The organism is Streptomyces sp. 4N124 (assembly GCF_052245395.1).
Taxonomy (GTDB): Bacteria; Actinomycetota; Actinomycetes; order Streptomycetales; family Streptomycetaceae; genus Streptomyces.
Window position 1 is genome coordinate 122,064 of the sequence record NZ_JBQQBS010000010.1, and the last position, 19,269, is coordinate 141,332.

Sequence of the window (19,269 nt, forward strand, 5' to 3'; positions counted from 1 at the left end):
AACCTCCTTAGGTAAGCCTTGCCTAACTTACCCAAGATCGGGGCGCACGCCAACCAGGTCACGCGAACCTGTGCGGCGGTTATGAGAATTCAGGGCCCGAGCATGCCCAGCAGGGCCCGTGCACAGAGGTCCCGCACTTGCTCGCGCGAAAGGTCCGAGCCCCGCAGCCACTCCAGACAGACGGCCGTCGTGAACGCCAGCCAACCGCGCACGGCGAGCTGGACATCAGGGCGCTCCCGCGTGACGGGGCCGAACTCGTGGTCCTCGGCCAGCACCGCCAGGATCTGCTGCTCATGGGCGCCCAGAGCACGCTGATAAATCCGGCGCACGGCCTGGTCCCCCGCCGCGTCGGCCCGATGGAAGGCGCGGAAGCCGTGCGCGTTGGCCTCCACGTAGGCCAGGTACGTGTCGAGATTGGCCGCCAGTTGCTCGCGCACCGGAACTCCCGGCACCGCCGCGGTCATCCGCAGCATCCGCTCGCTCTCCCGCGCCACCACCGCCGCGAAGAAGTCACGCTTCGTCGGGAAGTAGTGGTAGAGCAGTCCGCGCGAGACCCCGGCGATCTCGGCGACCTGCTCGATCCACACGTCGTCGTACGGACTCTCCGAGAACAACCGCGCCCCGACGCCGAGGAGTTGCTCGCGGCGCTCCTCGGTACTAAGCCGGCGGCGTATCGGCCCGCTCTGATGCGCGGTCATGTCCGCACTTTACTTGACGTCGATTCAATAGCGGGACCAGACTGGATCGCGTTGTTGAACCCGCGTACAACACGCTCAACCCACCGCTGGACCAAGGGAGATCGCGTCATGGCGGAGACGTCGACCAGGGCCGCGGTGCCGAAGGGGTTCCGCAGCGCCGAGCAGGGCTGGCCTCAGCTGCACCGCATTCCGCATCCCCCGCGCAGGCTCCCGCTGCTCGGTGATGTGCTCGGCGCCAGCAGGACCAAGCCTTTGCAGGATTCCCTGCGTTACGCCCGGCAGTTGGGTCCGATCTTCCGGCGCAAGGCGTTCGCCAACGAGATCGTGTTCGTGTGGGGCGCGGGCCTCACGGCCGACCTGTCCGACGAGTCCCGCTTCGCCAAGCACGTGGGCCTCGGGATCGCCAACCTGCGGCCGATCGTCGGGGACGGGCTGTTCACCGCGTACAACCACGAGCCCAACTGGCAGCTGGCGCACGACGTGCTGGCGCCGGGCTTCAGCCGGGAGGCCATGGCGGGCTACCACCCGATGATGCTGGACGTGGCCGGGCGGCTCACCGACCACTGGGACCGGGAGCTTTCGGCGGGCCGGGCGGTGGACGTACCCGGGGACATGACGAAGCTGACCCTGGAGACGATCGCGCGCACCGGGTTCGGACACGACTTCGGCTCCTTCGAACGATCCCGGCCGCACCCCTTCGTCACGGCGATGATCGGCACGCTCTCCTACGCCCAGCGGCTCAACACCGTGCCGCCGCCGCTGGCTCCGCTGCTGCTCAAGCGCGCCTCCCGGCTCAACGACGCCGACATGGACTTCCTCAACCGCACGGTCGACGACATCGTGCGCGCCCGCCGCGCTTCCGGGCGCGGGGACGGAGACCTGCTCGACCGGATGCTGGAGACGGCCCATCCGGAGACCGGCGAGCGGCTGTCGCCGGAGAACGTCCGCCGGCAGGTGATCACCTTCCTGGTGGCGGGTCACGAGACCACGTCCGGCGCGCTCTCCTTCGCCCTGCACTATCTCTCCCGGCACCCCGAGATCGCGGCCCGCGCCCGCGCCGAGGTGGACCGCGTCTGGGGCGGCTCCGCGGCACCCAGCTACGACCAGGTGGCCAAGCTGCGGTACGTGCGCCGGGTGCTGGACGAGTCGCTGCGGCTGTGGCCGACGGCGCCGGCCTATGCCCGGGAGGCCCGCCAGGACACGGTGCTGGCCGGAGAACATCCGATGCGGCGAGGGGCCTGGGCGCTGGTGCTCACGCCGATGCTGCACCGCGCGCCCGAGGTGTGGGGCGTCGACGCCGAGCGGTTCGACCCGGACCGCTTCGACGCCGCGGCAGTACGGTCCCGTCCCGCGCACACCTTCAAGCCGTTCGGCACGGGGGCGCGGGCGTGCATCGGCCGCCAGTTCGCGCTGCACGAGGCCACGCTGGTGCTGGGGTTGCTGCTGCGCCGCTACGAACTGCGGGCCGACCCCGCGTACCGGCTGCGGGTGACCGAGCGGCTGACGCTGATGCCGGAGGGGCTGCGGCTGCACCTGGAGCCGCGGCGCACCGCTGTGCCGGCTCCTCGGTCAGAAGCTCCCTGTCCAGTGCGCGGGACGGGCGACTGACTCCGGCAGCTTTGTGCCCGCGCTGCCCCTGGCCGCGTTCACCTGGGGCTGGGTGAGGAAGAACGCGCCGGTCAGGTCGGCGTCTGTGAGATCGGCGTCCCGCAGATCGGCACCGATCAGATCCGCCCCGCGCAGGTCGGCGCCGGTCAGGTCGGCCGCGATGAGGTAGGCGCCGCGCAGGCTGACGCCACGCAGGTCGGCGCCCTTGAGGCGGGCACCCATGAGGTCCGCGCCCCGGCGGTCCTTCCGGCGACCGCGCGTACCCGCCCGCACCAGTTCGCTGGTCCGCAGCAGCAGGGCGTTGACGTCCTGCCGGTGGGCCCCGACGTCCAGCGCGCCGAGTTCCTCCGGAGTCAGACGGGTCAGCTCCTCGGTCTTCTCCTGGGCCCGGCGCAGATCGGCGTGGACGGGGCGGGCCGCGGGCAGGGTGAGGGCCTCGGTCAGATACCAGAGCAGTTCGTGCAGCTGGCGGACGACCGGAAACACGTCGAAGATCCGGCGGGCCTGATCACGCGGGCCCTTGCGCCAGTCCTGTCCGCCGAAGGTGACCTGGGAGACCTTCTGCCCGGCGCCGAAACAGTCGTAGACCGTGCAGCCGGCGAAGCCCTTCTGCCGGAGACGGGCGTGGATGCCGCAGCGGTGGTCGTCCTGAAGGTTCCGGCAGGGAGTCCCGGCGTCCTTGTCGACCGCGAAGTCCGCCGAGGCGGTGAAGGGCAGCGCGACACAGCACAGGCCGAAGCAGTTCGCACAGTCTCCGCGCAGGTCGACGAGATCGCCGGGATGATCTTCCATGCCTCCACCCTAATCTCCGCCCCGAAAGGAAACCTCACCGATGAGTTTCCGGCGGTGTGGGGGTCTTCTCATACAACGGAAAACAAGCTCGGCTACCACTGAGATGACGAGCCGCAAGGCAGGAGCCCGACGGATCGAGGAGAGACACCATGTGCAGCCATCAGCCACCGTGCCCCACCGCCGACAGCGTGGACCACCACTCCGCCGTGATCGTCTCGGCCCATCCGGAACAGGGCTGGAGCCTGCTGTGCAACGGCACGATCGTCTTCGACGACACGGGTGAACTCCTGCCGGACGGGCGGGTGGTGAGCCCGCACCGGAGCCTCGGCCGGCTGGCCGTCGCCGCGTGAGCCTCCGGCGGTCTTTGCGGGGGGTGCGACGTGAGTTTGGCTGGTGCGGCGCCGTCGTGGCTGGTCGCGCAGTTCCCCGCGCCCCTTCGGGGCGCTGCTGCACCGCACCCTGTCGAGACACGGCGTTCCGTCAGCGGGCTGCCAGGCTGGAGCGGCGTACCACCAGTTCCGGCTGGAGTACGACGCGGCGGTGCTCGTGTCTTCTCGGGCCGGTGCTTTCCGCGTCGGTCTCCTCCAGGAGCAGTTCGGCGGCCAGGGCGCCCATGGTGACGGCGGGCTGGCGGACCGAGGTGAGGGGGACGGCGGCGGCTGCGGCGAACTCGATGTCGTCGTAGCCGACGATCGCGAGGTCGTCGGGGACGCCGACGCCGGCCGCGTACATGGCCTGGAGGACGCCGAGGGCGAGCAGGTCGTTGGCGCAGAACACGGCGGTGGGGCGGTCGGCGAGGCCGAGGAGGCGGGCGCCGGCGTCCCGGCCGGCGGCGACGTCCAGCCGCTCGGTGGGCAGTTCGCGCAGGGCACCCGGGCCCAGGCCCGCTTCGGTGAGCGCGTTGAGCGCGCCGGTGCGGCGGTCGCGCACCTGGTTGAGGCCGGGCGGCCCGCTGACGTACGCGATGGAACGGTGCCCGGCGTCCACGAGATGGCGTACGGCCAGCGCACCGCCCGCGACGTCGTCCACGGAGACGGAGCACTCGGTGGTGCCCTCGGCGACACGGTCGACCAGCACGAAGGGAATGCCGTGGCGGCGGAACGCGTCGATGTTGCGGCCGCTGGCATCGGTGGGCGTCAGCAGGACGCCGCGTACGCGCTGCTCGGCGAAGAGCGACAGATAGTCGGCCTCCTCACCCGCGCTCTGCGCGCTGTTGCAGACCATCACGCCGAGCCCGGCCTGGCGCGCGGCCCGCTCGGCGCCGCGCGCGACGTCGACGAAGAAGGGGTTGCCCATGTCGAGGACGAGCAGGCCCATGATCCGGCTGCGGCCCGCGCGCAGCTGGCGCGCGGACTCGCTGCGGACGTAGCCGAGCCGGTCGATCGCGGACAGCACCCGGGCACGGGTCTCCGTGGCGACGGAGTCCGGGCGGTTGATCACGTTCGACACCGTGCCGACGGAGACTCCGGCGGCGCGGGCGACGTCCTTGATACCCACCGACTGGGCCATCAGGCAGGGACCTCCAGGGAAACGAGGGGCGGCGGGAAGGTCTTCACATTACCGTCATGCCGCCCCATCAGTGCTGCGGTGGTGCGTCGGTCACGCGGGAAGCCGGAAGTCGACGACTCGGAGCGCCGAGGGTGTCGTACCGCTGGACTTCTCCTGGTACATGACCGACAGCACGTTGTCCTGTGCGATACGCATCTCGTCGATCACGACCTCGCCGAAGGCGTTGAGCCCGGCGCCGTCGAACAGGATCCTCCAGTCGGTGTGTCCGGAGGCCGCGGAGGCTCCGGCGATCCGGCCGAACGGGAAGATCGCGTAAGCGTTGTTGTACTTGTCCATGACCAGCTTGGTGCGCTGACTGGAGTTCAGCGGGACCGGGATCTCGGTCTTCTGCCAGGGGCCGGAGGCGCTCTTGCGGACGAGGAAGGCACGTCCGTTGGCTGTGCGGTCGGCGACGTAGTTCGTCGTGCACTGGCCGAAGCGGCCGGGTACGTAGCTGATGATGGCGTGCGGGCGGCCGGCCGTGTCGATGAACTGGCTCTCCTGGTTCATCAGGGAGTGGTCCGGGTTGAGCGGGTCCACGACCAGTCCGGCGTCGTTGACGGAAACCCTGTCGGCGCTGCCGGAGCTTCCGGTGGTGCCGACGACGGTGCCCGCGTTGTTGCGCCAGGTGCGGCCACGGTCGTCGGAGTAGACGTAGCCGGTGTCGTGGTTGGTGATGCCGCCGCTGTTGCACATCACGGCGTTGTTCTGCTCGCGCCACGTGAACATGGCGTGCAGGCGCCCGTTGCGGTCGTAGTCGATGCCGTGCAGGTACATGTTGCGGGCCGTGCTGGAGCCGTGCTCGCTGGTGTAGGTGCCGGTGGAGCTGGTCCATTCGCCGAGGTTGGTCCAGCGCGTGCCGTCGTACTCGGCGAGCGCGTTGCGGCCGTTGCCGGAGATCGCCACGCGGTAGCTGAGCTGGAGCCTGCCCTCGGGGGTGGAGATGAACTGGGGGTACGTGAACTGCGAGGTGAGCGCGAGTCCGTCCAGCGTCGACTGGGGTGCGCCGAAGCGGCTCGCGGTCCAGCTGAGACCGGCCGGGTTGTCCATGAGCCCGGCGACCGACTTCACGTAGGTGAAGCCGTCGCTGTGGGAGTCCATGTTGAGGTGCAGCCGGCCGTCGGTCCTGGAGACGCCCATGGAGATGACGTTGTGGGAGTCGTTGTAGCGCAGCGTGTGGCCGACCTTGACCGTGGACCAGGTGGTGGCGCCGAGGGCACGGCGGCCGACGACGGCGTTGCGGTCCGCGGTGTACCAGACGGCGTACTGGTAGCCCTTGTAGGTCAGCAGGCCGTTCTTCTGGAAGGAGTTGTTGTTGACCAGGCCGTCGTAGGAAACGAAGAAGATGGCCTGGGTGTCGAGGGTGGTGGTGCCGGTCCGGGTGACGGAGGGGCCGGGGTCGGCGGCCCTCGCGATGCCGGCGCCGAGGCCGGGTCCGGCGACGGAGGCCAGCAGGGCCGTACCGAGCAAGGCACGTCTTCTCATATCAGCGACTCCGGCTCAGGCTAGGTGGAAGACTTCGGTGAGGGGTTTCATCGCTTCGTCGGGTCGGGCGCCGTCCAGGGACTCGAAGAACGGCGCCATCTCCGCCTGCCAACGGGCGTTGATCTCGGTGGCCTCCATGCCGGCCTGGGCGGCGGCGAAGTCCTCGGTCTCCAAGTAGCCGACCAGCAGGCCGTCTTCACGCAGGAAGAGCGAGTAGTTGTGCCAGCCGGTGGCCGAGAGTGCGTCGAGCATCTCGGGCCACACGGCGGCGTGCCGCTCGCGGTACTCGTCGAGGCGGTCCGCCCGGACCTTCAGCAGAAAGCACACACGCTGCATCAACAGCCCCCCAAGGATCAGAAGTTGAACTGGTCGATGTTCTTGGCGTCGAACACGGTCGGCTTGCCGAGGCTGATCACACCGTCCTTGCCGATGGTGAACTCACCCATGTCCCCAGCCTTGAACGTCTCGCCCTCCTTGCCGGTGATCTGCCCCGACACCAGCGCGACGGAGGTACGGGCGGCCAGCTCGCCCAGCTTCGCCGGGTCCCACAGCTCGAACGCGTCGACGGTGCCGTTCTTGACGTACTTGCGCATGTCGTTCGGGGTGCCGAGGCCGGTCAGCTTGACCTTGCCCTTGTACTTGGAGCCCGACAGGTACTGGGCCGCCGCCTTGATGCCGACGGTGGTCGGGGAGATGATCCCCTTCAGGTTCGGGTACTCCTGGAGCAGGCCCTGGGTCTGCTGGAAGGACGCCTGCGCGTCGTCGTTGCCGTACGCGACCTTGACGAGCTTCATGTCCTTGTACTTGGGATCCTTGAGCTCGTCCTTCATGAAGTCGATCCAGGTGTTCTGGTTGGTCGCGGTCTGCGCGGCGGACAGGATCGCGATCTCGCCCTTGTAGCCGATCTGTTCGGCGAGCAGCTGCACCTCGGTCCGGCCCAGGTCCTCGGCGGACGCCTGCGACACGAAGGCGTTGCGGCAGTCCGGCTTGGTGTCGGAGTCGTACGTCACGACCTTGATGTCGTTCTTCATGGCCTGCTTGAGCGCGGTGCACAGGGCGCCCGGGTCCTGCGCGGAGACGGCCATCGCGTCGACCTGCTGCTGGGTGAGCGTGTTGACGTAGCTCACCTGCCCGGCGGTGTCCGTCGCGCTGCTCGGACCGACCTCCTTGTAGCTGGACCCCAGCTCCTTCAGTGCCGCCTCGCCACCCTTGTCGGCGGAGGTGAAGTACGGGTTGTTGACCTGCTTGGGCAGGAACCCGACGGTCAGCCCCTTCTTCAGCTCGGCATTCGGGTCGGCCTTACCGGCCGTGGCGGCGGAGGCGTCCTCATTGGCGACGTCTTTCTTGGTGGTACCGCCGCACGCCGTGAGGGCAAGGGCGAGCGAGGTGGCGGCGGCAAGGGCCGCACAGGTACGGCGAAGGGATGACTTACGCATGACGGTTTCCTTCAAACGAGGATGAGTGGAAGCGCCCCGAAGGGGCGCGGGGAACTGCGCGACCAGCCACAACGGCCCCGCAGCCATACGACGGCCCTACGACGTGAGCCTCTGTGCCCGTGCCACGGCAATCTGGCGTGCCACACGCGGCCCCAACACGGACAGCACCAACAACACACCGGTGACAACGATCTGCGACTGCGCGGAAACGTCCTGAAGACTCATCACGTTCTGCAGCGCACCCAGCAGGAACACACCCGCGATCGCACCGCCCAACGTGCCCTTGCCACCGTCGAAGTCGATCCCACCGAGCAACACGGCGGCGACGACGGACAGTTCGAGCCCCGTCGCGTTGTCAAACCGAGCGGACGCGTAGTGCAGGGCCCAGAAGATCCCGGTCAGCGAAGCCATGAGCCCCGTCACCGTGAAAAGGATCAGCTTCTGCCGCTTGACCCGGATGCCGGCGAACCGCGCCGCCTCCTCGCTCGCCCCGGTCGCGAAGACCGACCGGCCGAACGGGGTGGCGTGCAGAACGACCACGCCGATCGCGAGGAGCACCAGGAAGGGCAGGAAGGCGTACGGGATGAACGTGTCGCCGATGCGTCCGGCCGCGAAGTCCAGGTACTGGGTGGGGAAGTCGGTCACCGCGTCGGAGCCCAGCACGATCTGTGCGATGCCCCGGTAGGCGGCGAGGGTGCCGATGGTGACGGCGAGGGAGGGCAGCCCGAGCCGGGTGACGAGCAAACCGTTGATGAGGCCGCAGACCACGCCGAGCAGCAGGCAGATCGGGATGATCGCTTCGATCGTCATGCCCTCGTTCCACAGCGCGCCCATGACGGCGCCCGAGAGACCCGCGGTGGAGGCGACCGAGAGATCGATCTCGCCCGAAACGACCAGGAGGGTCATCGGCAGGGCGATCAATGCGATCGGAAGGGTGTTGCCGATCAGGAACGACAGGTTGAGCGCGTTTCCGAAACCGTCGACCGTGCCGAAGGAGAGCAGCAGCACGACGATCAGAAGTGCGCCGACGGCTGCGTCCCACCTCAACGAGGCGGACCAGCGGCTCGCACGCGTCAAGGACTCAGGCATGGCGGGCGTTCCTCTTCTTCAGGGCCGAGGCCACGCGCAGCGCGACGACCCGGTCGACCGCGATGGCGAGGATGAGCAGGATGCCGTTGATGGCGAGCACCCAGACGGAGCTGACACCGAGGGCGGGCAGCACGCTGTTGATGGAGGTCAGCAGCAGCGCGCCGAGCGCGGCGCCGTACACGCTGCCGGAGCCACCGGTGAAGACCACACCGCCGACCACCACCGCGCTGACGACGGTGAGTTCGTAGCCGTTGCCGGTGCCGGAGTCGACGTTGCCGAACCGGGCCAGGTACATCGCGCCCGCGAGCCCGGCGAGGCCGCCGCAGAAGGTGTACGCGGCGAGAATCCGCTTGCGGACCGGGATGCCGGCGAGCCGGGCGGCCTCGGGGTTGGAGCCGAGCGCGTACAGCTCGCGTCCGCTGCCGTAGTGCTTGAGGTAGTACGCCGTCGCCACCAGGACCGCCAGCGCGATCAGCGCCAGCCACGGCACCGCCCAGATACCGCCGGAGCCGAAGTCGACGAAGCCGTCCGGGAGGTCGGCGGCCGTGATCTGGCGGGAGCCGACCCAGATCGAGTCGATGCCCCGGATGATGTAGAGCGTGCCAAGCGTGACGACGAGCGCGGGCACCTGGCCGAGGCTGACGAGCAGCCCGTTCAGCAGGCCGAAGCCGATGCCGAGCAGCACGGCAAGCAGGATCGCCACGACGGAGTTGCCGCCGCCCTGGAGGTAGGTGCCTGCCGCGAAGGCGCTGATGCCGAGCGTCGAGCCGACCGAGAGGTCGACATTGCGGGTGATGACGACCAGGGACTGGCCGGTGGCGACCAGCACCAGGATGGTCGCGTTGAGCAGCAGGTCCTTGATGCCCTGCTCGCTCAGGAACTCACTGTTGCCCAGCTGGGTGATGACGATCATCACCAGGAACACGGCCAGGATGGCCAGTTCCCGCATCTTGAAGACGCGGTCGACCAGCCGGGTGCCGCTGGACTTGGGCACCTCGGTCACGGGAGCCGGGTTGGTGGTCACCGTCATGCGGCGGCCCTCCCCGTGGCTGCGGCCATCACGGTTTCCTCGGTGGCGTCGGAGCGCGGGATCTCGGCGGTGAGCCGGCCCTCGTGCATCACCAGCACGCGGTCGGCCATGCCGAGGATCTCGGGCAGGTCGGAGGAGATCATCAGTACGGCAACGCCGTCGGCGGCGAGTTCGCTGAGCAGCCGGTGCACCTCGGCCTTCGTACCGACGTCGATGCCGCGGGTGGGCTCGTCGACGATCAGCACCTTGGGGCCGGTGGCCAGCCACTTGGCGAGGACGACCTTCTGCTGGTTGCCGCCCGAGAGGGTGTTCACGGTGTCGGCGATCCGGGCGTACTTGACCTGGAGCTTGACGGCCCAGTCGAGGGAGCGGCTGCGCTCGGCCCCCCGGTCCATGAAGCCGGCCTTGACGGTCGTACGGAGTCCGGTGAGGCCGATGTTCCGCTCGATGGACATGTCCATCACCAGGCCCTGAGCGCGCCGGTCCTCGGGGACGAGGGCCAGCCCGGCGGCCATGGCGGTGGAGGGGGCTCCGTTGGTCAGCTTCCGCCCCTGCACCTCGACCTCGCCGGCGTCCCAGCGGTCGATGCCGAAGACCGCGCGGGCGACCTCCGTACGACCGGCGCCGACGAGCCCCGCGAGGCCGACGATCTCGCCGGTGCGGACCTCGAAGGAGACGTCGGTGAAGACGCCCTCACGGGTCAGCCGCCGGACGCTGAGCGCGACCTCACCGGGCCGGACGTCCTGCTTCGGGTACAGCTCGTCGAGGTCGCGGCCGACCATGCGGCGGACGAGGTCGTCCTCGGTCATGCCGTCCAGCGGCTCGCTGGCGATCAAGGCGCCGTCGCGCAGCGTGGTCACCGTCTGGCAGATCTGGAAGATCTCCTCCAGCCGGTGCGAGATGAACAGCACCGCGGCCCCCTGTTCGCGCAGGGTGCGTACGACGCCGAAGAGACGGGCCACCTCGCTGCCGGTGAGGGCGGCGGTCGGCTCGTCCATGATCAGGACCCGGGCTTCGAAGGAGAGCGCCTTGGCGATCTCGACGATCTGCTGGTCCGCGATGGACAGGCCACGGGCAGGGCGGTCGGGGTCGAGTTCGACGCCGAGGCGTTGCATGAGCGCGAAGGTGGCCGTCTGCGTGGCCTTGTGGTCGATCCGGCCGAGGGTGCGCCGCGGACGGCGGCCCATGAAGATGTTCTCGGCGATCGACAGGTCGGGGAAGAGCGTGGGCTCCTGATAGATCACGGCGATACCGGCGTCGCGGGCGTCGCCGGGGCCGTGGAAGACGACGGGCTCACCGTCGAGCAGCACCTGGCCGGCGTCCGGCCGGTGCACCCCGGCGAGCGTCTTGATGAGGGTCGACTTGCCGGCGCCGTTCTCACCGGCGAGTGCGTGCACCTCGCCGGGGAACAACTCCAGGGAGACGTCCCGCAGAGCGCGCACGGCGCCGAAGGACTTGGAAACATCCTTCAGTGCCAGCACTGGGGCCGGACCCGTGTCGGACGGGTGGGTCATTGGGGGCTCCTCGACGACACCGGCGGGACGGGCCTCACCGCGTCGTGAAAGGTTTCAACTGGGTTGCCGGGACGTTAGGCACGGGAGCCATGTCACGTCAATGGGTCTGTGTCGAAAAAATTTCGATAGCCGAAGGTCACGGACCAGTCACGGACATCGGGGTTGGTCAGAGGGGTTGACACCCCTTCGGAGGCGCCATAGCTTCCCGTTCTGAATCGTTTCATGCCGCAGTCATTAACGCAGTCGTTGCCGCAGTCGTTACGACCCGATGCCACAGGAGTCCTGAAGTGACCGAACTCGCCGCGGTGAAGGCCGCCCTGAAGACCCAGGCCGTCGAGACGCCGTCGTGGGCGTACGGGAACTCGGGTACGCGGTTCAAGGTGTTCGCGCAGCAAGGCGTGCCACGGACGCCGCGGGAGAAGCTGGACGACGCGGCTCAGGTGCACGCGTTCACCGGTGTCGCGCCGACCGTTGCCCTGCACATTCCGTGGGACAAGGTCGACGACTACGCGGCGCTGGCGAAGTACGCCGAAGAGCGCGGCGTGAAGCTGGGCGCGATCAACTCCAATACCTTCCAGGACGACGACTACAAGCTCGGCAGCATCTGCCATCCGGAGGCGGTGGTGCGGCGCAAGGCTGTCGATCACCTGCTGGAGTGCGTCGACATCATGGATGCGACGGGCTCCGCCGATCTGAAGCTGTGGTTCGCGGACGGTACGAACTATCCCGGGCAGGACGACATCCGTGCGCGGCAGGATCGGCTGGCCGAGGGGCTTGCGGAGGTGTACGGGCGGCTCGGTGAGGGGCAGCGGATGCTGCTGGAGTACAAGTTCTTCGAGCCCGCCTTCTATTCGACCGATGTGCCGGACTGGGGAACCGCTTACGCGCACTGTCTGAAGCTCGGGCCGAAGGCTCAGGTCGTCGTTGACACCGGTCATCACGCACCGGGTACGAACATCGAGTTCATCGTGGCGACGCTGCTGCGGGAGGGGAAGCTCGGGGGGTTCGACTTCAACTCGCGCTTCTACGCCGACGACGACCTGATGGTGGGGGCCGCTGATCCGTTCCAGCTGTTCCGGATCATGTACGAGGTGGTGCGTGGGGGTGGGTTCACGTCCGACGTGGCCTTCATGCTTGATCAGTGTCACAACATCGAGGCGAAGATTCCGGCGATCATCCGGTCGGTGATGAATGTGCAGGAGGCTACGGCGAAGGCGCTGCTGGTCGACCGGTCGGCGTTGGCTGACGCGCAGGTCTCGGGTGATGTCCTTGAGGCGAATGCCGTGCTGATGGATGCGTACAACACGGATGTTCGGCCGCTGCTCCGGGAAGTGCGGGAGGAGATGGGGCTGGACGGGGACCCGATGGCTGCGTACCGCCGGTCCGGGTGGGCCGAGAAGATTGTCGCTGAGCGAGTTGGTGGGGAGCAGGCCGGTTGGGGCGCGTGAGCGTCTGCCGGGTTCTGTTCTCTGCGGGGTGCGGGCCGTCTGTGGCTGGTCGCGCCCACGCGGCGGAGCCGCAAATCGATACAGCCCCGCGCCCCTAAAAACATTCACTCACCCTCATTCGAGAAGGACTGACCGTTCATGGCACCGCATCCCGAAGCCGCTGATTTGCTGGCCCGTTCTAATCGGCTCGGCGCTGATCCTCGTAACACCAACTACGCCGGCGGGAACACGTCCGCCAAGGGGACCGATACCGATCCCGTCACCGGTGGTGATGTGGAGCTGATGTGGGTCAAGGGGTCCGGGGGTGACCTCGGGACTCTCAAGGAAGCCGGGCTGGCCGTGTTGCGGCTGGATCGGATGCGGGCGCTCGTCGATGTCTATCCGGGGGTCGAGCGCGAGGACGAGATGGTGGCCGCGTTCGACTACTGCCTGCATGGCAAGGGCGGGGCGGCTCCGTCGATCGACACGGCGATGCACGGGCTGGTCGAGGCCGCGCATGTGGATCATCTGCATCCGGACTCCGGTATCGCGCTCGCCTGTGCCGTCGACGGGGAGAAGCTGACCGCCGAGTGTTTCGGGGACAGCGTGGTGTGGGTGCCGTGGCGGCGGCCGGGATTCCAGCTCGGGCTGGACATCGCGGCCGTGAAGAAGGCCAATCCGCAGGCCATCGGGTGCATTCTCGGCGGGCACGGGATCACCGCCTGGGGTGACACCTCCGAAGAGTGCGAGCGGAATTCGCTGCACATCATCCGTACCGCGGAGGCGTTCCTCGCCGAGCGGGGGAAGCCGGAGCCCTTCGGGCCGGTGATCGAGGGGTACGCCGCCCTCAGCGCCGCCGAGCGGCGGGAGCGGGCGGCCGCGCTGGCGCCTCACGTGCGTGCCATCGCGTCCCTGGACCGCCCCCAGGTGGGCCACTTCAACGACTCCGAGGTCGTCCTCGACTTCCTCGCGTCCGCCGAGCATCCTCGGCTCGCCGCGCTCGGTACGTCCTGCCCCGATCACTTCCTGCGCACGAAGGTACGGCCGCTGGTGCTCGACCTGCCGCCGACGGCGACGCTGGACGAGGCGGTCGCACGGCTGAAGGAGCTGCACGCCGAGTACCGGGAGGAGTACGCCGCCTACTACCAGCGGCACGCCCTGCCCGACTCTCCTTCGATGCGCGGTGCCGACCCGGCGATCGTGCTGATCCCGGGTGTGGGCATGTTCAGCTTCGGCAAGGACAAGCAGACCGCGCGGGTGGCCGGCGAGTTCTATGTCAACGCCATCAATGTGATGCGCGGGGCCGAGGCCGTTTCTACGTACGCGCCGATCGAGGAGTCCGAGAAGTTCCGTATCGAGTACTGGGCGCTTGAGGAGGCCAAGCTTCAGCGGATGCCGAAGCCCAAGGCGCTGGCGACGCGGGTCGCCCTGGTGACCGGTGCGGGCAGTGGCATCGGGAAGGCGATCGCCGGGCGGCTGGTGGCCGAGGGGGCGTGTGTCGTCGTCGCGGATCTGAATGCCGAGAACGCGGTTGCCGTCGCCGAGGAGCTGGGCGGGCCCGACAACGCCGTCGCCGTGACGGTGGATGTGACGTCCGAGGAGCAGATCACCGACGCCTTCAAGGCGGCCGCGCTCGCCTTCGGCGGGGTCGATCTGGTGGTCAACAACGCCGGTATCTCCATCTCCAAGCCGCTGCTGGAGACTTCGGCGAAGGACTGGGACCTCCAGCACGACATCATGGCCCGGGGGTCGTTCCTCGTCTCGCGCGAGGCCGCTCGGGCGATGATCGCGCAGGGGCTGGGCGGCGACATCGTCTACATCGCCTCCAAGAACGCCGTCTTCGCCGGGCCGAACAACATCGCGTACTCCGCCACCAAGGCCGACCAGGCACACCAAGTGCGGTTGCTGGCCGCCGAGTTGGGTGAGCACGGCATCCGTGTCAACGGGGTCAATCCCGATGGCGTGGTGCGTGGGTCCGGGATCTTCGCCGGTGGCTGGGGTGCGCAGCGGGCGGCCGTGTACGGGGTCGAGGAGGCGAAGCTGGGCGAGTTCTACGCGCAGCGCACGATCCTCAAGCGCGAGGTGCTGCCCGAGCATGTCGCGAACGCCGTGTTCGCGCTGACCGGTGGGGAGTTGACGCACACCACCGGGCTGCATGTCCCGGTCGACGCCGGCGTCGCGGCCGCGTTCCTGCGATGAGCTCGGCTGTGAAGTCGTACGCAGCGGTCGACCTCGGCGCGTCGAGCGGGCGCGTGATGGTCGGCCGTGTCGGACCCGACTCGCTGGAGCTGACGGAGGCGCACCGGTTCGTGAACCGGCCGGTGCGAGTGCCGGAGGGCCTGCGGTGGGACGTGCTCGGGCTGTATGCCGGGGTGCTGGACGGGCTCAAGGCGTCCGGGCAGGTGGACTCCGTCGGCATCGACAGCTGGGCCGTGGACTACGGGCTGCTGGACGCCGACGGGGCGTTGCTCGGGAACCCCGTGCACTACCGGGACGCGCGGACCGAGGGTATCGCGGAGAAGGTGTGGGCGACGGTGCCCGCCCCCGAGCTGTATGCGGCGACGGGGCTGCAGTACGCGCCCTTCAACACGCTGTACCAGTTGGTCGCCGCCCGTTCCACCCAGCAACTGGCGCACGCCAAGCGCTTGTTGCTCGTCCCGGATCTGCTCGCCTACTGGCTCACCGGCGAGCAGGGCACCGAGCTGACCAACGCCTCGACGACCCAGCTGATCGATCCCCGGACGCGTGACTGGTCGTACGACGTCGCCGCTCGGCTCGGGATCGACCTCGGCCTGTTCGCGCCGCTCAGGCAGCCCGGGGATCCGGCGGGCGTGCTGCGGCCGGAGGTGCTGGAGGAGACCGGGCTGACCGGGCCGGTGCCGGTGACGACGGTCGGCTCGCACGACACGGCGTCGGCGGTGGCGGCTGTGCCGGCCGAGGGTGAGCGGTTCGCGTACATCTGCACCGGCACCTGGTCCCTGGCGGGTCTGGAGCTGGACGCGCCCGTGCTGAGCGAGGCGAGCCGCGCCGCCAACTTCACCAATGAGCTGGGGCTGGACGGCACGGTCCGCTATCTGCGCAACATCATGGGGCTGTGGCTGCTTCAGGAGTGCGTACGGGCCTGGTGTGAGCCGGAGTTGGGCGGGCTGCTGCTCGACGCGGCCAAGGCGCCGGCGCTGCGGTCGGTCGTGGACGCGGGCGACGCGGCGTTCCTCGCGCCGGGGCGGATGCCGGAGCGGATCGCCGAGGCCTGCCGGGTCTCGGGCCAGCCGGTGCCCGAGTCGCCCGCCGAGATCACGCGCTGCATTCTCGACTCCCTCGCGCTCGCCCATCGCCGGGCGGTCGAGGAGGCACAGCGGCTGGCCGACCACCCGGTCGACGTCGTGCACATCGTGGGCGGCGGCACGCGCAACGCGCTGCTGTGCCAGCTCACCGCCGACGCCTGCGGACTGCCGGTCGTGGCGGGCCCGACGGAGGCCGCCGCCCTCGGGAACGTCCTGGTCCAGGCAGGGGCCCACGGACTCGTCGGCGACCTCGCGGGAATGCGGCGCCTGCTGACCCGTACGCAGTCGCTCACCCGATACGAGCCGCGCGGCGACATCGCGCGCTGGAGCGAGGCGGAGGCCCGGCTCACCCGGCGGTGACCGGGGACTCCCCCACGTCCTGTTGCCGGACTACGCTGCACTCATCCGATGATCAACCACAAGGAGCCGCGATGCGTGTCGCCCTGTTCCTGACCTGTGTCAACGACACGCTCTATCCGGACACCGGGCGCGCCGTGGTGAAACTGCTGACCAGGCTGGGCGTCGACGTCGATTTCCCGATGGCCCAGACCTGCTGCGGGCAGGCGCACTACAACACCGGCTACCGCCATGAGGCGGAGCCGCTCGCCCGGCATTTCTCCGATGTCTTCGGGGAGTACGAAGCGATCGTGACCCCGTCCGGGTCGTGCGGGGCGATGGTGCGGGAGCTGTATCCGCGGATGGGCGAGCGGGCGCGGGCCGAGGGGCGCGGGGACACGCTCGCGGCCACGTTGGCGCCGGTGATCCCGAAGACGTATGAGCTCACTGAGTTTCTGGTGGATGTGCTCGGGGTGACGGACGTCGGCGCATACTACCCGCACCATGTGACATACCACCCGACCTGTCATGGGCTACGCAGCCTGGGCCTCGCCGACCGGCCGCGCCGGCTGCTCCAGGCCGTCAAGGGGCTGGAACTGGTCGAGTTGCCGGGTGCGGACGAGTGCTGCGGCTTCGGCGGCACCTTCGCCCTGAAGAACTCCGACGTCTCGGCGGCGATGGGCGCGGACAAGGTACGCAACGCCGAGTCGACGGGCGCCGAGGTGCTGTGCGCGGCCGACAACTCCTGCCTCATGCACATCGGCGGGACCATGGCCCGGCTCAGCACCGGCATGCGGCCGGTCCACATCGCGGAGATCCTGGCGAGCACGGAAGAGGAGCCGGCGGAATGAGCGGGCGTACCGGAGAGGAGCCGCGCGCATGAGCGGGACGTTCGTAGGGATGCCGGCCTTCCCGAAGGCCGCACACGAGGCGGTGCACAACCAGACGCTGCGCGGCAATCTGCGCCACGCCACCCACACCATCCGCGCCAAGCGGGCCAAGGCGGTCGCCGAGGTCTCCGACTGGGCGGCGCTGCGCGAGGCGGGCAAGCAGATCAAGGACCACACGCTCCGCCATCTCGACCGCTATCTCGTGCAGTTGGAGGAGTCGGTCACGGCAGCGGGCGGCATTGTCCACTGGGCGGCCGACGCCGACGAGGCCAACCGGATCGTGACTCGACTGGTCAAGGAGACCGGTGAGTCGGAGGTCGTCAAGGTCAAGTCGATGGCCACGCAGGAGATCGGGCTCAACGAGGCGCTGGAAGAGGAGGGCATCCGCGCCTACGAGACCGATCTCGCCGAGTTGATCGTACAGTTGGGCAAGGACCGGCCCTCGCACATCCTCGTCCCGGCGATCCACCGCAACCGTGGCGAGATCCGGGACATCTTCGCCCGCGAGATGAGCGAGTGGGGCCGCCCCGCACCCGACGGCCTCACCGACACACCCGCCGAACTCGCCGAGGCAGCCCGGCTGCACCTCCGCGAGAAGTTCCTGCGCGCCAAGGTCGGCGTCTCCGGCGCCAACTTCATGGTCGCCGAGACCGGCACGATGGTCGTCGTGGAGTCCGAGGGCAACGGGCGGATGTGCCTGACCCTGCCCGAGACGCTGATCTCGGTCGTCGGCATCGAGAAGATCGTGCCGACCTGGCAGGACCTGGAGGTGTTCCTGCAGACGCTGCCGCGCTCGTCGACGGCGGAGCGCATGAACCCGTACACCTCGATGTGGACCGGTACGACGGACTCCGAGACCGCCGACGGGCCGCGCACCTTCCACCTGGTGCTCCTCGACAACGGCCGCACCGACACCCTCGCCGACGAGGTCGGCCGCCAGGCCCTGCGCTGCATCCGCTGCTCGGCGTGTCTCAACGTGTGCCCGGTGTACGAGCGGGCCGGCGGCCACGCCTACGGCTCGGTCTATCCGGGCCCGATCGGCGCGATCCTGAGCCCGCAACTCCGGGGTACGGACAGCGAGATCGACGCCTCACTGCCGTACGCCTCGTCGCTGTGCGGTGCCTGCTACGAGGTGTGCCCGGTCGCCATCGACATCCCCGAGGTGCTGGTGCATCTGCGGGAGCGGGTCGTGGAGGGCGGCCAGGTGACGCGAGCGGGCAACAAGGTGGTGCTCAAGCCGGCCAAGGGACATGCCGCCGAGCGGGCGGCCATGCGCGCGGCACGCTGGGCGTTCGCCCGCCCGGGCGCCCTGCGCACCGGCCAGCGGCTCGCCTCACGCACCCGGCGGCTGCATCCGCGCTCGCTGCCGGGCCCCGGCAAGGCGTGGAGCGACAGCCGGGCGCTGCCTGTGCTGCCGTCCGAACCGTTCCGGGACTGGTGGCAGCGCACGCGCGGCGGCAGCGGAAAGGGCGGTGCGAAGTGAGCAGCAGGGAACGGATCCTGGGCCGGGTGCAGCGCGCGCTCGCGGACGTGCCACCGGACGACACGCCGTACGACCAGGCGATCTCGCGCGCCTATCTGAGCGAGCACGGGAACCGGAGTGTCGAGGAGACGGTGGATCTGCTCGCCGAGAACCTGGCGGACTATCGGGCGATCGTGCACCGCACGGACGGCGCGGGACTCGCCGGAGTGATCGCGGGGTTGCTCGACGCACGGGGTTCGGCGTCCGTCGTCGTACCGCCGGGGCTGGACGAAGGCTGGCTGGCGGCGACCGAGGCGGCCCGGGTGCCGGACCGGGCGGAGAGCACCTCGTACGAACTGGACCGGGTCGACAGTGTGGTGACGGGCTGCGCGGTCGCGATCGCCGAGACCGGCACGATCGTCCTGGACGGTTCCCCCGACCAGGGCCGCCGCCGTATCACCCTCGTCCCCGACCATCACATCTGTGTCGTACGGGTCCCCGGCCAGGTCGTGTCGTCCGTGCCGCAGGCCCTGCCCCGGCTCGACCCGACCCGCCCGCTGACCTGGATCTCCGGCCCCTCCGCGACCAGCGACATCGAACTCGACCGGGTCGAGGGGGTGCACGGGCCGCGCACCCTGGAGGTGGTCCTGGTGAGCGGGGAGTGATCGGC

Annotated in this window: 17 protein-coding genes; 8 read left to right on the forward strand and 9 right to left on the reverse strand. The window is 69.2% G+C overall.

Going from position 1 to position 19,269, the window contains the following annotated elements:
* Positions 1-89: 89 nt before the first annotated feature.
* Entirely contained in the window at positions 90-698 is a 609-nt protein-coding gene (locus ACTWQO_RS13145) for a TetR/AcrR family transcriptional regulator (protein ID WP_443237446.1), read from the reverse strand.
* A gap of 108 nt (positions 699-806) precedes the next feature.
* On the opposite strand from ACTWQO_RS13145, the gene ACTWQO_RS13150 reads away from it, so the two are divergent.
* Positions 807-2,306 (forward strand): cytochrome P450, encoded by a 1,500-nt coding sequence (locus ACTWQO_RS13150; protein WP_443237447.1) that lies wholly within the window; start codon positions 807-809, stop codon positions 2,304-2,306.
* Here ACTWQO_RS13150 and ACTWQO_RS13155 read toward each other — a convergent pair.
* Positions 2,268-3,098, reverse strand: coding sequence for a pentapeptide repeat-containing protein (locus ACTWQO_RS13155; protein WP_443237448.1), 831 nt, complete (start codon positions 3,096-3,098; stop codon positions 2,268-2,270). The genes ACTWQO_RS13150 and ACTWQO_RS13155 overlap by 39 nt on opposite strands.
* A gap of 149 nt (positions 3,099-3,247) precedes the next feature.
* On the opposite strand from ACTWQO_RS13155, the gene ACTWQO_RS13160 reads away from it, so the two are divergent.
* Positions 3,248-3,448: a DUF5999 family protein gene (locus ACTWQO_RS13160; protein WP_443237449.1), complete on the forward strand. Its 201-nt coding sequence runs from the start codon at positions 3,248-3,250 to the stop codon at positions 3,446-3,448.
* Positions 3,449-3,578: 130 nt separating this feature from the next.
* Here ACTWQO_RS13160 and ACTWQO_RS13165 read toward each other — a convergent pair whose 3' ends face one another.
* The 7 genes from ACTWQO_RS13165 to ACTWQO_RS13195 all read right to left on the reverse strand — a co-directional run bounded on the left by ACTWQO_RS13165 (position 3,579) and on the right by ACTWQO_RS13195 (position 11,200).
* Positions 3,579-4,607 (reverse strand): LacI family DNA-binding transcriptional regulator, encoded by a 1,029-nt coding sequence (locus ACTWQO_RS13165; protein ID WP_443237450.1) that lies wholly within the window; start codon positions 4,605-4,607, stop codon positions 3,579-3,581.
* A 90-nt stretch (positions 4,608-4,697) separates the two neighbouring features.
* The gene (locus ACTWQO_RS13170; protein WP_443237451.1) at positions 4,698-6,131 is read right to left on the reverse strand and encodes a BNR repeat-containing protein; all 1,434 of its coding nucleotides are present in this window, start codon (positions 6,129-6,131) and stop codon (positions 4,698-4,700) included.
* A 15-nt stretch (positions 6,132-6,146) separates the two neighbouring features.
* A complete protein-coding gene (locus ACTWQO_RS13175; protein ID WP_318319269.1) occupies positions 6,147-6,467 on the reverse strand; it encodes an L-rhamnose mutarotase in 321 nt (106 codons plus the stop codon).
* Positions 6,468-6,484: 17 nt separating this feature from the next.
* Positions 6,485-7,567: a rhamnose ABC transporter substrate-binding protein gene (rhaS, locus tag ACTWQO_RS13180; protein ID WP_443237452.1), complete on the reverse strand. Its 1,083-nt coding sequence runs from the start codon at positions 7,565-7,567 to the stop codon at positions 6,485-6,487.
* 96 nt (positions 7,568-7,663) lie between these two features.
* The gene (locus tag ACTWQO_RS13185) at positions 7,664-8,656 is read right to left on the reverse strand and encodes an ABC transporter permease (RefSeq protein WP_443237453.1); all 993 of its coding nucleotides are present in this window, start codon (positions 8,654-8,656) and stop codon (positions 7,664-7,666) included.
* Positions 8,649-9,686 (reverse strand): ABC transporter permease, encoded by a 1,038-nt coding sequence (locus ACTWQO_RS13190; protein WP_443237454.1) that lies wholly within the window; start codon positions 9,684-9,686, stop codon positions 8,649-8,651. The genes ACTWQO_RS13185 and ACTWQO_RS13190 overlap by 8 nt, the downstream gene beginning before the upstream one ends.
* Positions 9,683-11,200, reverse strand: a complete 1,518-nt coding sequence (locus ACTWQO_RS13195) for a sugar ABC transporter ATP-binding protein (RefSeq protein ID WP_443237455.1) — start codon at positions 11,198-11,200, stop codon at positions 9,683-9,685. Before ACTWQO_RS13195 ends, ACTWQO_RS13190 begins: the two co-directional genes overlap by 4 nt.
* Positions 11,201-11,487: 287 nt before the next feature.
* Here ACTWQO_RS13195 and rhaI point away from each other — a divergent pair, with 287 nt between their 5' ends.
* The 6 genes from rhaI (at position 11,488) to ACTWQO_RS13225 (ending at position 19,264) form a co-directional block, all read left to right on the forward strand.
* Positions 11,488-12,648 carry an L-rhamnose isomerase gene (gene rhaI, locus ACTWQO_RS13200; protein ID WP_443237456.1) on the forward strand — a complete coding sequence of 387 codons (1,161 nt, stop codon included), beginning with the start codon at positions 11,488-11,490 and terminating at the stop codon, positions 12,646-12,648.
* A 138-nt stretch (positions 12,649-12,786) separates the two neighbouring features.
* On the forward strand, positions 12,787-14,826 hold the full coding sequence (locus tag ACTWQO_RS13205; RefSeq protein WP_443237457.1) for a bifunctional aldolase/short-chain dehydrogenase: 2,040 nt from the start codon (positions 12,787-12,789) through the stop codon (positions 14,824-14,826).
* The gene (locus tag ACTWQO_RS13210; protein ID WP_443237458.1) at positions 14,823-16,271 is read left to right on the forward strand and encodes a rhamnulokinase; all 1,449 of its coding nucleotides are present in this window, start codon (positions 14,823-14,825) and stop codon (positions 16,269-16,271) included. The genes ACTWQO_RS13205 and ACTWQO_RS13210 overlap by 4 nt, the downstream gene beginning before the upstream one ends.
* A 71-nt stretch (positions 16,272-16,342) precedes the next feature.
* Positions 16,343-17,098, forward strand: coding sequence for a (Fe-S)-binding protein (locus ACTWQO_RS13215; protein ID WP_443237459.1), 756 nt, complete (start codon positions 16,343-16,345; stop codon positions 17,096-17,098).
* Positions 17,099-17,126: 28 nt separating this feature from the next.
* Positions 17,127-18,620: a LutB/LldF family L-lactate oxidation iron-sulfur protein gene (locus ACTWQO_RS13220; protein WP_443237460.1), complete on the forward strand. Its 1,494-nt coding sequence runs from the start codon at positions 17,127-17,129 to the stop codon at positions 18,618-18,620.
* Positions 18,617-19,264, forward strand: coding sequence for a LutC/YkgG family protein (locus ACTWQO_RS13225; protein ID WP_443237461.1), 648 nt, complete (start codon positions 18,617-18,619; stop codon positions 19,262-19,264). The genes ACTWQO_RS13220 and ACTWQO_RS13225 overlap by 4 nt, the downstream gene beginning before the upstream one ends.
* Positions 19,265-19,269: the final 5 nt, after the last annotated feature.

Excerpts from the sequence above, each read along its gene's own strand:
- ACTWQO_RS13150 (WP_443237447.1), top strand. The coding sequence starts at position 807 with ATGGCGGAGACGTCGACCAGGGCCGCGGTGCCGAAGGGGTTCCGCAGC.
- ACTWQO_RS13170 (WP_443237451.1), bottom strand. The coding sequence starts at position 6,131 with ATGAGAAGACGTGCCTTGCTCGGTACGGCCCTGCTGGCCTCCGTCGCC.
- ACTWQO_RS13210 (WP_443237458.1), top strand. The coding sequence starts at position 14,823 with ATGAGCTCGGCTGTGAAGTCGTACGCAGCGGTCGACCTCGGCGCGTCG.
- rhaS (WP_443237452.1), bottom strand. The coding sequence starts at position 7,567 with ATGCGTAAGTCATCCCTTCGCCGTACCTGTGCGGCCCTTGCCGCCGCC.
- ACTWQO_RS13215 (WP_443237459.1), top strand. The coding sequence starts at position 16,343 with ATGCGTGTCGCCCTGTTCCTGACCTGTGTCAACGACACGCTCTATCCG.
- ACTWQO_RS13160 (WP_443237449.1), top strand. The coding sequence starts at position 3,248 with ATGTGCAGCCATCAGCCACCGTGCCCCACCGCCGACAGCGTGGACCAC.
- ACTWQO_RS13185 (WP_443237453.1), bottom strand. The coding sequence starts at position 8,656 with ATGCCTGAGTCCTTGACGCGTGCGAGCCGCTGGTCCGCCTCGTTGAGG.
- ACTWQO_RS13175 (WP_318319269.1), bottom strand. The coding sequence starts at position 6,467 with ATGCAGCGTGTGTGCTTTCTGCTGAAGGTCCGGGCGGACCGCCTCGAC.
- ACTWQO_RS13190 (WP_443237454.1), bottom strand. The coding sequence starts at position 9,686 with ATGACGGTGACCACCAACCCGGCTCCCGTGACCGAGGTGCCCAAGTCC.
- ACTWQO_RS13220 (WP_443237460.1), top strand. The coding sequence starts at position 17,127 with ATGAGCGGGACGTTCGTAGGGATGCCGGCCTTCCCGAAGGCCGCACAC.
- ACTWQO_RS13205 (WP_443237457.1), top strand. The coding sequence starts at position 12,787 with ATGGCACCGCATCCCGAAGCCGCTGATTTGCTGGCCCGTTCTAATCGG.
- ACTWQO_RS13195 (WP_443237455.1), bottom strand. The coding sequence starts at position 11,200 with ATGACCCACCCGTCCGACACGGGTCCGGCCCCAGTGCTGGCACTGAAG.
- ACTWQO_RS13145 (WP_443237446.1), bottom strand. The coding sequence starts at position 698 with ATGACCGCGCATCAGAGCGGGCCGATACGCCGCCGGCTTAGTACCGAG.
- ACTWQO_RS13155 (WP_443237448.1), bottom strand. The coding sequence starts at position 3,098 with ATGGAAGATCATCCCGGCGATCTCGTCGACCTGCGCGGAGACTGTGCG.
- ACTWQO_RS13165 (WP_443237450.1), bottom strand. The coding sequence starts at position 4,607 with ATGGCCCAGTCGGTGGGTATCAAGGACGTCGCCCGCGCCGCCGGAGTC.